The organism is Pseudomonas sp. UBA5568 (genome assembly GCF_002425525.1).
Lineage (GTDB): Bacteria > Pseudomonadota > Gammaproteobacteria > Pseudomonadales > Pseudomonadaceae > Aquipseudomonas > Aquipseudomonas fulva.
The window spans coordinates 54,519-67,065 of record NZ_DIMK01000014.1; the positions used below are offsets into that span (position 1 = coordinate 54,519).

The 12,547-nt window shown below is 60.7% G+C and carries 14 protein-coding genes and 1 pseudogene; 9 read left to right on the forward strand and 6 right to left on the reverse strand.

Annotated features, from left to right (window positions below; genetic code table 11):
* Positions 1-63 precede the first annotated feature (63 nt).
* Genes B2S33_RS04090 through B2S33_RS04100 form a run of 3 tightly spaced genes read right to left on the reverse strand, consistent with a single transcriptional unit; the run spans position 64 to position 1,661 of the window.
* A complete protein-coding gene (locus B2S33_RS04090; protein ID WP_049695790.1) occupies positions 64-1,140 on the reverse strand; it encodes an NAD(P)H-dependent flavin oxidoreductase in 1,077 nt (358 codons plus the stop codon).
* 39 nt (positions 1,141-1,179) lie between these two features.
* Positions 1,180-1,350: a hypothetical protein gene (locus B2S33_RS04095; protein WP_088523181.1), complete on the reverse strand. Its 171-nt coding sequence runs from the start codon at positions 1,348-1,350 to the stop codon at positions 1,180-1,182.
* A gap of 8 nt (positions 1,351-1,358) precedes the next feature.
* On the reverse strand, positions 1,359-1,661 hold the full coding sequence (locus B2S33_RS04100) for a DUF1883 domain-containing protein (protein WP_027916110.1): 303 nt from the start codon (positions 1,659-1,661) through the stop codon (positions 1,359-1,361).
* A 159-nt stretch (positions 1,662-1,820) separates the two neighbouring features.
* Between B2S33_RS04100 and B2S33_RS04105 the strand changes: the two genes are divergently transcribed.
* The 8 genes and pseudogenes from B2S33_RS04105 to B2S33_RS04140 all read left to right on the forward strand — a co-directional run bounded on the left by B2S33_RS04105 (position 1,821) and on the right by B2S33_RS04140 (position 9,243).
* A complete protein-coding gene (locus tag B2S33_RS04105; protein ID WP_027916109.1) occupies positions 1,821-2,183 on the forward strand; it encodes a hypothetical protein in 363 nt (120 codons plus the stop codon).
* A 77-nt stretch (positions 2,184-2,260) separates the two neighbouring features.
* Positions 2,261-2,912 (forward strand): annotated as a pseudogene (locus B2S33_RS04110) (c-type cytochrome).
* The gene (locus B2S33_RS04115; RefSeq protein ID WP_145279778.1) at positions 2,909-3,820 is read left to right on the forward strand and encodes a c-type cytochrome; all 912 of its coding nucleotides are present in this window, start codon (positions 2,909-2,911) and stop codon (positions 3,818-3,820) included. Before B2S33_RS04110 ends, B2S33_RS04115 begins: the two are co-directional and overlap by 4 nt.
* 183 nt (positions 3,821-4,003) lie before the next feature.
* Complete coding sequence (galU, locus tag B2S33_RS04120; RefSeq protein WP_027916106.1) at positions 4,004-4,843, forward strand: UTP--glucose-1-phosphate uridylyltransferase GalU; 840 nt, start codon at positions 4,004-4,006, stop codon at positions 4,841-4,843.
* A 148-nt stretch (positions 4,844-4,991) separates the two neighbouring features.
* Positions 4,992-6,347 (forward strand): glutathione-disulfide reductase, encoded by a 1,356-nt coding sequence (gorA, locus tag B2S33_RS04125; protein WP_280076818.1) that lies wholly within the window; start codon positions 4,992-4,994, stop codon positions 6,345-6,347.
* Positions 6,348-6,595: 248 nt separating this feature from the next.
* The gene (ahpC, locus tag B2S33_RS04130) at positions 6,596-7,159 is read left to right on the forward strand and encodes an alkyl hydroperoxide reductase subunit C (RefSeq protein WP_028686434.1); all 564 of its coding nucleotides are present in this window, start codon (positions 6,596-6,598) and stop codon (positions 7,157-7,159) included.
* Positions 7,160-7,345: 186 nt separating this feature from the next.
* Positions 7,346-8,908 carry an alkyl hydroperoxide reductase subunit F gene (ahpF, locus tag B2S33_RS04135; RefSeq protein WP_288649905.1) on the forward strand — a complete coding sequence of 521 codons (1,563 nt, stop codon included), beginning with the start codon at positions 7,346-7,348 and terminating at the stop codon, positions 8,906-8,908.
* A gap of 146 nt (positions 8,909-9,054) precedes the next feature.
* A complete protein-coding gene (locus B2S33_RS04140; RefSeq protein WP_027916102.1) occupies positions 9,055-9,243 on the forward strand; it encodes a hypothetical protein in 189 nt (62 codons plus the stop codon).
* Between the two features lie 3 nt (positions 9,244-9,246).
* Here B2S33_RS04140 and B2S33_RS04145 read toward each other — a convergent pair whose 3' ends face one another.
* The 3 genes from B2S33_RS04145 to nhaR form a co-directional block, all read right to left on the reverse strand.
* The gene (locus tag B2S33_RS04145) at positions 9,247-9,894 is read right to left on the reverse strand and encodes a YceH family protein (protein WP_049695792.1); all 648 of its coding nucleotides are present in this window, start codon (positions 9,892-9,894) and stop codon (positions 9,247-9,249) included.
* A 75-nt stretch (positions 9,895-9,969) separates the two neighbouring features.
* Positions 9,970-11,181: a serine/threonine transporter SstT gene (gene sstT / locus B2S33_RS04150; protein WP_049695793.1), complete on the reverse strand. Its 1,212-nt coding sequence runs from the start codon at positions 11,179-11,181 to the stop codon at positions 9,970-9,972.
* An 83-nt stretch (positions 11,182-11,264) separates the two neighbouring features.
* Complete coding sequence (gene nhaR, locus B2S33_RS04155; RefSeq protein WP_028686432.1) at positions 11,265-12,158, reverse strand: transcriptional activator NhaR; 894 nt, start codon at positions 12,156-12,158, stop codon at positions 11,265-11,267.
* Positions 12,159-12,290: 132 nt separating this feature from the next.
* On the opposite strand from nhaR, the gene B2S33_RS04160 reads away from it, so the two are divergent.
* Positions 12,291-12,530 carry a hypothetical protein gene (locus B2S33_RS04160; RefSeq protein WP_059183857.1) on the forward strand — a complete coding sequence of 80 codons (240 nt, stop codon included), beginning with the start codon at positions 12,291-12,293 and terminating at the stop codon, positions 12,528-12,530.
* The last annotated feature ends 17 nt before the right edge of the window (positions 12,531-12,547 follow it).

The window sequence follows — 12,547 nt, forward strand, 5'->3', positions numbered from 1 at the left end:
TGCTTGCAGCTGTTTTTATTGGATCGAGGCTCAAGCAAGGCACGGCGCGCTCGATCGGTCCGGTTAGCGGTTCAGACGAGCCAATGCCTTGTCTGCAATGTCACGGGTCAGGTCTGCAGCGGACAAGTGCCGGCCGAGGCGTAGTGCCTGGCCTGCCCAAAGGTTGCTGAAATCACTGCTGCCTTGGGCTTCAGTGATTGCCCGCAGTGGCATCAATGCGCCACCTGCGAGCGGAAACCGGGGTGCCTGCGCGCTCATGGGGCCCAGCTCGCGCATCAGGCGATTATGGATACCGCGGGCCGGGCGACCGGTGAACAGGTTGGTCAGGGCCGTGTCGCTGGCGGACGCGCTGTCCAGCGCCTGCCGATGAAACGGCGACACGGTGGCTTCGGGGCAGAACAGGTAGGCGGTGCCGATCTGCACCGCAGAGGCACCCAATGCCAGTGCGGCCAGCACACCACGGTGATCGCCAATGCCACCGGCCGCAATCACCGGGACATCGACGGCATCGACCACCTGCGGCACCAGCGCAAGCGTACCGATTTGGGTGGTGATGTCTTCACTGAGGAACATGCCGCGATGCCCGCCAGCCTCATAACCCATGGCGATGATCGCATCACAGCCGCGATCCTGCAGCCAGCGTGCCTCTTCGACGGTTGTGGCACTGGACAGTACTCGGGCCCCGCTGGCTTTGACCCTGCGCAGCAGGTCAGCCTGAGGCAGGCCGAAGTGAAAACTCACCACTTCAGGGCGCAGGTGCTCGACCAGCTGGCAGCTGTGTTCGTCGAAAGGCGCGCGGTTGGACACCGGTGCAGGTGCTTCGAAATCAGCCCCCAGCGTTCGATAGTAGGGCTCGAGCACCTGCTTCCAAGCGGTGAGGGCGTCAGCATCGGATGCAGGTACCTGATGGCAGAAGAAGTTCAGGTTCAGGGCGCGGCCAGGGCTGGCGGCTCGAAAGACAGCGATTTGCTCGCGTACCTGCTGGTGCGTGAGCATGGCGCAAGGCAATGCGCCCAGACCACCGGCCTGGCTTACCGCAATAGCCATCGCCGTACCTGATGCCCCGGCCATCGGCGCTTGAAGGATGGGCAGTTCGATACCCAGCAAATCGAGAATACGGCGATCGGGCCACTGGCTCATGCGACGCTCCTTCAGGCGCAATGGATGGAGACTGGGCGATTAGAGTGCCTTGCTGACCTGGATGTCGCTGACCTTGTCCACGTCTTCACCATGGATCTTGCGCAGGGCTTGTAGCGCTTGTTCCCGAGAGTCGTCTGACATGAGGGCGAAATCCCAGCGGCGCTGGCCTTCGAGCTTGTACTTGATGACGTACTTGATGGTTTGGGTCATGGCTGGCCTTACCTGAGCTGCGACGAGGAACGACGGATGATCTTGATCTTGTGCGTAAGGCTGGGCTTGCGCGTGACCGAGATCGGGCGGGTCGTCACGGTATCGATGGTGATGTTCCAGAAACCGGTGCTGGGCACGGTGATCTTGGCGGGGAACTTGTCGAAGTGGCCGCCGTGATAGGTGTGACGACCGCCATTCTTGAAGCTGCGGAAGTTGGCGTCGTTCATCAGACGGATGTTGCAGCGCTGGGAGCACTCGATGACGACGATGTCGTCCTCGTTGAGGTGCTCGCGCTGGTGTACGAATTTCATGTGTGGCTCCGCAAAGTCTGGTTTTGCAAACGCGCACGATAACACGATGCGCGGTGAGCGCGCCGGGCTGCTGACCGGGCGCAGATAAATCTGCCAGTACAGGGAGCAAAAGAGCCAGATCACGGTCGAACGGTGTTCCTGATGACAGAGGTGCAGCAGATGAAGTGGATGTTGGCGGCGTGGATGCTGACCCTGGCCGGGTGCGCCAGTGTGTCTGACCTAGAACAATCCCATGAGACGATGGATGTGATGTCAGGCAAGACGCCACGTGAATATGCCGACTGCGTGAAGGCCCGGCTGGCCGACTCGCGTGGCCCGTTGACGGAAGAAAAACGCGGTGATGGATTGCGTTTGATCGTGCCGCAGAAGTTTTCGCCAGGCGAGGGCCCAGGCGCGCTTCTGGATATCAGCCAGCGTGGCAACAATGGCAGCAGCATCAAGTTGCATGAACGTCTGAGCAACTTCCCATTGCGTCCGGGTGATGTGCGTAAAGCCGCGACGGCTTGTATTTCCGGGGATTGACCCAGCGCAAGTGACCGACCTCCTTTTGCTTATATGTTTTGGGCCTAAGCATATAACAATAGAAAAGGAGGTTCGTGATGAGACCATTCAGCGTCATGGTGATCGGTGGCCTGATGTCCCTGGCCTGGGCATCGGCCCACGCTGCAGATGGCCAGAAAGTCTTTACCCAAGGGGGGCGCCGACCCTGCAGCCCTCGCCTGCATCGGATGCCACGGTGCCGATGGCAACGGTATCGGCGCAGCAGGCTTCCCACGGCTCGCCGGCCTGCCGGCCCCTTACTTGAGCAAGCAACTGCGTGACTGGCGCAATGGTACTCGACAGCAGGCGGTCATGGCGCCCTTGGCAAAGGCATTGTCCGAGGACGAGATCACAGCGGTGAGTGCCTACCTGGCCAGCTTGCCGGCGCCGGCAACCGGTGACCTGCGTCGTCAGCAAATCGCCAATGATCCAACGCTGCGGCTTGCGCTTTATGGCGACTGGAACCGGCACGTCCCTGGATGTATCCAGTGCCACGGCCCAGGCGGTAGCGGCGTAGGCGAGCATTTCCCGCCGTTGTCTGGCCAGCCCGCCGCTTATCTGGCGGCTCAACTGAACGCTTGGCGTGATGGAACGCGCAGCAACGACCCCAACCAGTTGATGGTCGGCGTGGCCAAGGCCATGACCCCCGACGAGATCACGGCCGTTTCCGCGTTTTTCGCTCTTCCTGCCAACCTGGAGGCCAAGCCATGAAGCCTTTGCTTACAGCCCTGCTGCTGGCAGCAGGTAGCGTTCACGCCAGCCCCGTGACCATGGAAGACCAGTCCCAGCTCAAAGTGCCGAATGCACAGGCGCAACCGCGCTTCGTGCCGCCGGCAGAGGGCGAGTTGCCGGACAATGCGTTTGGGAAGAGGGTGCGCGAGGGGCACGCCCTGTTCGTCGATACCCGACGTCTGATGCCTGAAGCGGTTGGCAACGGCATGAACTGCTCTAATTGCCACCTTGATCAAGGGCGCATGGCGCACTCGGCCCCTCTGTGGGGCGCTTACCCGATGTACCCGGCCTACCGAAAGAAAAACGACAAGGTCAACACGTATGCCGAGCGAATCCAGGGATGTTTTCAGTTCAGCATGAACGGCAAGCCGCCGGCGGCTGACAGCCCGGAGATGACCGCGCTGTCGGTTTATTCCTACTGGCTCTCTACCAAAGCGCCGACCGGTGTGCCGTTGGCCGGGCGAGGCTATCCGGAAGTGGCGCCGCCAGCGGGGGGCTATGACTTCAAGCGTGGGCAGCAGGTGTACCTCGAGCAGTGCGCGATCTGCCACGGCAAGAAGGGCGAAGGCCAGAAGGTGGCGGGCGAGTATGTGATGCCGCCGCTATGGGGCAGGGACGCCTACAACTGGGGGGCGGGCATGCACCGGATCAATACGGCGGCGTCATTCATCAAGTACAACATGCCGCTGGGTCGACCGGGCTCGCTCAGCGACCAGCAGGCCTGGGACGTGGCGGCCTGGATAAACCGGCACGAGCGGCCCCAGGACCCGAGGTTGGTAGAGGGCTCCATCGAGAAAACCCGCCTGAAGTTCCATGCCAATGATGGGATCAATCTCTACGGCCAGAAGATCGAAGGTGTGTTGATCGGGCAGGGCACCGGTCGCTGAAAGCTGGGCAACGGCCTGGAGGGGTGACGTACCGGTGAGGAATATTGGGCGGCCCTTTGAACTATCCGTGAGCGGTTGCCTCTATGTTCCCAACGATCGGCCACAGGCGGGGCATTGTAAGGTGACCGCCGCCTGATTAGACTGCGCCGTAACCCCCAGGCCTAGCCTTTGTTAAGGACGTTTATGATCAAGAAATGCTTGTTCCCGGCAGCCGGCTATGGCACTCGCTTCCTGCCAGCCACCAAAGCCATGCCGAAGGAAATGCTGCCAGTGGTCAACAAGCCGTTGATCCAGTACGGCGTTGAGGAAGCATTGGATGCAGGGTTGAGCGAGATCTCCATCGTTACCGGCCGCGGTAAGCGCGCACTGGAAGATCACTTCGACATCAGCTACGAGCTGGAAAACCAGATCAAGGGCACCGACAAGGAGAAGTACCTGGTAGGCATTCGTCGCCTGCTGGACGAGTGCTCGTTCTCCTACACCCGTCAGACCGAAATGAAAGGCTTGGGTCACGCGATCCTCACTGGCCGTCCCCTGATCGGCGACGAGCCGTTCGCAGTGGTGCTGGCCGATGACCTGTGCGTCAACCCGGAAGGCGATGGCGTGCTGACCCAGATGGTGAAGCTGTACAACCAGTTCCGTTGCTCGATCGTCGCCATTCAGGAAGTCGATCCGCAGGAAACCAACAAATACGGTGTCATTGCCGGCGACATGATTCGTGACGACATTTTCCGTGTCACCAACATGGTTGAGAAGCCCAAACCCGAGGATGCGCCGTCCAACCTGGCCATCATCGGCCGTTACATCCTGACGCCCGACATCTTCGATATCATCGAGAACATCGAGCCCGGCAAGGGCGGTGAGATCCAGATTACCGACGCCTTGATGAAACAAGCCCAGAGCGGCTGCGTGATCGCGTACAAATTCAAAGGGAAGCGTTTCGACTGCGGTGGCGCCGAGGGCTACATCGACGCGACCAACTTCTGCTTCGAGAACTACTACAAGGCTGGCAAGGCTTACTGAGCCCCTGCTGCAAGCCAGGCGCATTTTTTCTTGCCGCCTGATGCTTGAAGCTTGAAACTGCCGGTACCAAGCTGCAAGTGACAAGCCACGCTGCCCGTTCGTGCAGCCTGCCGCTTGAAGCTTGCAGCTTTTTTTTGGAGAACGAAAAGTGGCCTACGATTTTGATCTGTTCGTGATTGGCGCCGGCTCCGGTGGCGTGCGCGCCGCACGTTTCGCTGCCGGTTTTGGCGCCAAGGTAGCGGTTGCCGAGAGCCGCTATTTGGGCGGCACCTGCGTCAACGTGGGGTGTGTGCCCAAAAAGCTGCTGGTGTACGGCGCCCATGTGGCTGATGAGCTGGAGCAGGCGGCTGGATACGGCTGGACCCTGGAAGAAGGGCACTTCGACTGGGGCACCCTGATTGCCAACAAGAACCGTGAAATCGAACGGCTCAACGGTATCTACCGCAACCTGCTGGTCAACAGCGGCGTGACCCTGGTTCAAGGTCATGCGCGCATCACCGGACCTAACGAGGTCGAAGTCGAAGGCCAGCGCTACAGTGCCGAGCACATCCTGATCGCCACTGGCGGCTGGCCCCAGGTGCCGGACATCCCGGGCAAGGAATTGGCGATCACCTCCAACGAAGCGTTTTACCTCAAGGACCTGCCGCGGCGGGTGTTGGTGGTGGGCGGCGGCTACATCGCAGTGGAGTTTGCCGGGATCTTCCAAGGGCTGGGCGCCGCGGCAACGTTGTTGTACCGCGGCGATCTGTTCCTGCGCGGCTTCGATGGTTCGGTGCGCACTCACCTGAAGGAGGAGCTCGAAAAGCGCGGGCTCGATTTGCAGTTCAATGCTGACATCCAGCGCATCGACAAGCTTGAGGATGGCAGCCTCAAGGCGACGCTCAAGGACGGGCGGGAACTGGTTGCCGACTGCATCTTCTACGCCACCGGCCGGCGTCCGATGCTGGACAACCTTGGCCTGGAAAACACCGGTGTCGAACTCGATGACAAGGGCTATGTGCGCGTAGACGATCGGTACCAGACCACGGCGCCTTCGATCCTGGCCATTGGAGATGTAATCGGCCGTGTGCAGTTGACCCCGGTGGCATTGGCCGAAGGCATGGCCGTGGCCAGGCGTCTGTTCAAGCCGGAGGAGTACCGCCCCGTGGATTACCAGAACATCCCCACGGCCGTGTTCAGCCAGCCGCCCATCGGCACGGTAGGGCTCACCGAAGAACAGGCCGTCGAGCAGGGCTACGAGGTCAAGGTCTTTGAAAGCCGCTTCCGCGCCATGAAGCTGACCCTCACCGACATTCAGGAAAAGACCTTGATGAAGCTGGTGGTAGATGCCAAGACCGACAAGGTACTGGGTTGCCACATGGTCGGGCCGGATGCAGGCGAGATCATCCAGGGCCTTGGCATCGCACTCAAGGCGGGCGCGACCAAGCAACAGTTCGATGAAACCATCGGCGTGCACCCCACGGCAGCGGAAGAGTTCGTGACTCTGCGCACGGTGACCCGCTGACTCAGCCCAGGCCGCATGCAACGTGCGGCCAGCTTGCGGGGCGACGATTACGTAATCGTCGCCCCATGCGCGGTCGGTTTCATAGGCTAGCCGCGCGCTTGGGCATTACCCCGGTAAGCGCTTTGTAACCTGTCCCATTCATAGCCAAAACCAATCATGAGCATCAGGTTTGCCAATGAGCCTTTATCGGTCCATGCGGTTAGGATTCTCTCCGTCAACTGATTTCAACCCATGAAGGAGCGTCTCTCATGCCTATCATCAACAGCCAGGTCAAACCGTTCAACGCCACTGCCTACCACAAGGGCGAGTTCGTCCCGGTCAGCGAAGCCGACCTGAAAGGCAAATGGTCTGTCGTGTTCTTCTATCCAGCCGACTTTACGTTCGTTTGCCCGACCGAGCTGGGTGACCTTGCTGACAACTACGCCGAGTTCCAGAAACTGGGCGTTGAGATCTACGGTGTTTCCACCGACACCCACTTTACCCACAAAGCGTGGCACGACACCTCCGACACCATCGGCAAGATTCAGTACCCACTGATCGGCGACCCGACCCATGTGATCGCCCGCAACTTCGACGTGCTGATCGAAGAAGCCGGCCTGGCGGACCGCGGTACCTTCGTGATCAACCCCGAAGGCCAGATCAAGATCGTCGAGCTGAACGACGGCGGTGTGGGTCGTGACGCCACCGAGCTGCTGCGCAAGGTCAAGGCTGCCCAGTATGTCGCCGCCCACCCAGGCGAAGTCTGCCCAGCCAAGTGGAAAGAAGGCGAGGCCACTCTGGCGCCGTCGCTGGATCTGGTCGGCAAGATCTGATTGTCGCCCGATAAGCGCCTGTGCAGCGGCAGCGCCGCACAGGCCTTGCGGGATGAGCAGCCAGTCATGTGCCAAACGCGGGCGGTAAGCAGCCGCCACAGCTGAACCACTTACCGCCCCGTCAAACGCCCGGGCGACTTCGCCTGGGCGTTTTTGTATCTGAGTTTGAAAAAGGAAATCGCCCGTATGTTGGACGCCACGCTTAAATCGCAACTGAAAACCTACCTGGAGCGGGTCACCCAGCCGATCGAGATCGTTGCCTCCCTCGACGACGGTGCGAAGTCCCGCGAATTACACGACCTGCTGGTGGAAATCGCCGGCTTGTCCAGCCTCATCACCCTGCGAGCCGATGGCGACGACGCCCGCCGCCCTTCGTTCTCGCTCAATCGCCCCAACGGCGACATCAGCCTGCGTTTTGCTGGTATTCCCATGGGCCACGAGTTCACCTCCCTGGTGCTGGCGCTGCTGCAAGTGGGCGGCCACCCCTCCAAGGCCAGCCTGGAAGTGATCGAGCAGATCCAGACGCTGGAAGGTGAGTTCAACTTCGAGACTTACTTCTCGCTGTCCTGCCAGAACTGCCCGGATGTGGTCCAGGCATTGAACCTGATGGCGGTGCTCAACCCAAGCGTGCGCCATGTAGCCATCGACGGTGCGTTGTTCCAGGCTGAAGTCGATGCCCGCCAGATCATGGCCGTGCCCAGCGTGTACCTCAATGGTGAGGTGTTCGGCCAGGGGCGCATGGGCCTTGAAGAAATTCTTGGCAAGATCGACACCAACGCCGGCGCACGTCAGGCCGAGAAGCTCAACGCCAAACAAGCATTCGATGTACTGGTCGTAGGCGGTGGCCCGGCGGGTGCCTCTGCCGCCATCTATGCCGCGCGCAAGGGTATCCGCACTGGCGTGGCCGCCGAACGGTTCGGCGGGCAGGTGCTCGACACCATGGCCATCGAGAACTTCGTTTCCGTGCATGAAACCGAAGGCCCGAAACTGGCCACCGCGCTTGAAGAACACGTCAAGCAGTATGACGTGGACATCATGAACCTGCAGCGCGGTGAAGCACTGATTCCGGCTACCGACGGTGGCCTGCATGAAGTGCGCATGGCGAGCGGGGCTTCGCTCAAGGCCAAGACGGTCATCCTGGCCACCGGTGCTCGCTGGCGCGAAATGAATGTGCCGGGCGAACAGCAATACCGTGGCCGTGGCGTGGCCTACTGCCCGCACTGTGACGGCCCGTTGTTCAAGGGCAAACGCGTGGCGGTGATTGGTGGTGGTAACTCTGGCGTGGAAGCGGCGATCGACTTGGCGGGGATCGTGGCGCAGGTGACGTTGATTGAATTCGACAGCCAGCTGCGTGCCGATGCGGTGCTGCAACGCAAGTTGCATAGCTTGCCTAACGTGACGGTCATCACCCAGGCACTGACCACCGAAGTGATCGGCAATGGCGAGAAAGTGACTGGCCTGCGCTACAAGGACCGCACCAGCGACATCGAGCATGAGCTGGCGTTGGAGGGGATTTTCGTTCAGATCGGTCTGTTGCCGAACACTGATTGGCTCAAAGGCACCGTTGAACTGTCGGCACGCGGCGAAATCATCGTCGATGCCAGAGGGCAGACCAGTATTGCCGGTGTGTTCGCCGCAGGTGACGTGACGACGGTGCCTTACAAGCAGATCGTGATCGCCGTTGGCGAAGGGGCCAAGGCGTCTCTGGCCGCCTTCGACCACCTGATCCGCGCCTCCGCGCCTGCATAAGCGACATTTCAGCAGAACCGCAACCCTCGCATGAACTGGCCGTGCCCCACGGCGCAGCGCATGCGGGGGTCTTGTCATGGGCCTGGCTAAACCCACGAGCCATGAGGGTGTCTATGCTTACAAGCAGACCCCTCAGGAGCCACGCCATGACCCTGATCAGCCGCGAACCCTGGTGGCTAGTGCCGCCAAAGCCCGGGCAGACTGAACAAGACCTGCACTGGGGCTACCTTGAGATCTACAGCAACGGCCACACGGTGTTTGTCGACCAGCGCCCAAGCGATCGCGAAATGACCGAGCGCAAGAGCTGCCGCAACTTCCCCAAATCAGACCGCTGAAGACTAGCCGCCTAGTGCGTCCAGGCGCGCTTCCAGTGCAGCGATACGCGCTTCCAGTGCCTCGATTCGATCCTGCGTAACCGTACTGGTACCACTTCGCATTGAGCTCTCCTGCTGCTTTGCAGCCAGAATGGCTTCGATGTCTGCCGGGTCACCCAACGCATGAGTGTAACGGTCCTCACGCTGGCCAGCCTGACGCGGCAGGTGCACGGCCAAGTTCCGTGACACCAGACGTTCTAGCTGGTGGCGAACTTGGTCGGTGTCGTCGAAATCGTGCAGGCGGTTGCTACGGGTCAGCAACTCGCTCAAGGTTTGCGGGCCACGCAGGAACATCAGCCCCATCAACACCAGCTGCGCAGGAACCAATTCCAGCGCCTTGTCCACCCGGTGTTCCCAGCGGTCGGCGCGGCTGCCCATCTGCAAGCGTGCCATCTGTTGTGCTTCGAGGCTGCGCAGCGCCTGACCCACTTGGCCCTGGGTAAGGTTCATCACCGGCTCGCGGCTGGTCTTCTGGTTACAGGCCAGGAGCAGGGCGTTGAGGGTAAGCGGGTAACTTTCCGGGCTGGTGGCCTGTTTCTCGATCAGCGAGCCGAGCACGCGAATCTCGACGCTGCTCAAGCGACCTTCAGTGGTGGTGTCTTGCTCGGACATGGCCCTGTCTCATTGCTGGGAAAAGGCCATTAGCGTAGGTGTATGAGGGGAGGGCCGCAAGACGGCCCGGCTAAATCAGGCGCTGCGGCGCGCTTCGGCCTGGCAGGCGGCTGCGGTGAACAGCACGTCGGTGGAGGAGTTGAGCGCGGTCTCGGCAGAATCCTGCAGCACGCCGATGATGAACCCCACAGCCACAACCTGCATGGCGATCTCACTGGGAATGCCGAACAAGCTGCAGGCCAATGGGATGAGCAGCAGGGAGCCGCCGGCCACACCGGACGCACCGCAGGCACAGACCGCCGCTACCACACTGAGCAACACTGCCGTGGGAAGGTCCAAGGGAATCCCCAAGGTGTGCACCGCCGCCAGCGTCAATACGGTGATGGTGATTGCAGCGCCAGCCATGTTGATCGTGGCCCCCAGCGGAATGGATACCGAATAAGTATCCTCATGCAGCCCAAGGCGTTCGGACAACGCCATGTTCACAGGGATGTTGGCTGCCGAACTGCGGGTGAAAAATGCAGTGATGCCGCTTTCACGCAGACACAGCAGGGTGAGTGGGTAGGGATTTCGACGGGTTTTCCAGAATACGATCAGCGGGTTCATGACCAGGGCGACGAACAGCATGCACCCGATCAGTACCGCCAGCAGGTGCAGGTACCCCAACATGGCTTTGAGCCCTGACTGAGCCAAGGTGGAGGTGACCAGGCCGAAGATGCCCAGTGGCGCAAAGCGAATGACGATGCGCACGATCAGCGTGACGCCGTTGGACAGGTCGTCGACCACCTTGCGGGTGGTGTCACCGGCGCGGCGCAACGCGATGCCCAGGCCGATAGCCCAGGTCAGCACGCCGATGAAATTGGCATTGAGCAACGCGTTGATCGGGTTGTCGACCGCACTGAGCAACAGGTTCTTCAACACTTCACTGATGCCGCCCGGTGCACTCAGGGCGGCATCCGCTGCGTTCAGTACCAGGTGCGAAGGAAATACCATGCTGGCAACCACCGCCACGACAGCCGAGGCGAATGTGCCGAGCAAGTACAGCCCCAAGATGGGGCGGATATGGGTTTCCTGTCCGTGCCGGTGATTGGCAATCGATGCCATGACCAGAACGAAGACCAGCACTGGCGCCACCGCCTTCAAGGCACTGACGAACACCGTACCGAGAAAGCCCAGGTCACGGGCAACGGTGGGGGCGATCAGGGCAAGCGCGATACCTGCCACCAGGCCGATAACGATTTGCGTCACCAGGCCGGTGCGGTTGAGAAGGCGAAGAAGCGGTGTCATGCGCAGCGAGGTCCTGAAATTCGAAAAGGGCTGGACTTTACCATAGACCTCGCCCAGGCACTTACTGCCCGTTGTGGGGAGCGCTACCAGTTGAACAGTTCGCGTCGCGCCCCTTCGGTGATGGCAACGATGCCAGGATGCTTGACCTTGCGCTCGACCGAAATGGCGTAGAAGGACTCGTTCACGGCCTCGGTTTGCCCAATCAACTGTACGCCATACTGCCGACACACTTCTTCGGCAATCACGCTGGGCGCCACGAAGATGCCGCTGCCAGACTGCCCGAACGCCTGCATCAAGGCACTGTCGTCGAACTCGCCGACGATGCGCGGTTGAAGATGTTGATCACCAAGCCAGCGTAGAAGGCGGCTGCGCAGCACCGTTTCTTGCCCGGGTATGAGCAGCGGCGCATCGTGCAGGCATTCAGGGAACGGGCCATCGTGCTGAAGGGCCAATGTTGGGGTTGCGAAAAAGCTCAGGCCGCATTCTCCCAGTTTCTGGCTATACCCTTTGATGTCCAGGTGGGGCGGCATCGGGCTGTCTGAAATGACCAGGTCCAGTCGCTGAATGGCAAGGTCGGCCAGGAGCCGCTCCAGCTTGTCTTCACGGCAGTTGATGCGCAGCACGTTCTCAAGCTCCATGGTGGGTGCCAATAATCGATAGACAATGGACTTGGGCACCACGTCAGCCACCCCGACCCGGAACAGGATCTGCTCCTGAGGGCCGGCACGCAGCATGGCTTCGAGTTCGCCCCCCAGCTGGAACATCTGCTCGGCATACGTCAGCGCCTGGCGTCCGGTCTCAGTGAGTTCCAATTGCCGGCCAACCCGCTGGAACAGTTCGACGCCATAAGCCTGTTCCAATAGCGTGATCTGACCGCTGATGGTCTGTGGCGTCAGATTCAATTGCTCGCTCGCCCGAACGATGCTGCCGGTTCGGGCTACCACCCAAAAGTAGTGGAGCTGGCGATAGTTAAGCATTAGCGCAGATGCCGATTCGGAAAAAGCGAAGTATATCGCTTGAAAATACGAATTTTACAGAAGTATTGCGCCCTCTAGAATCCACTTCATTCAGGCGGATACGCGCCTGCGCACATCATTCCGGAGGCGCCTATGCTGTATTTCAAATCAATGGGTACTGCGCTGGTCATGGGCATGACGCTGTTGGCCCTGGCCGGCTGCGATCAGGCCGAGAAGTCTGCCCAGCAAGTGCTTGACCAGGCGGCGAAGTCGGCTCAGCAGGTGATCGAGCAAACCAACCAGGCGGCCCAGCAGGCCTTGAGCGACGCGCTTGGGACCGACCGGCGAGAGCCCGAGCAAGATGACACCGCTTCCGAAACCCAGGACATTTGATCCCCAACCCGCGTGAC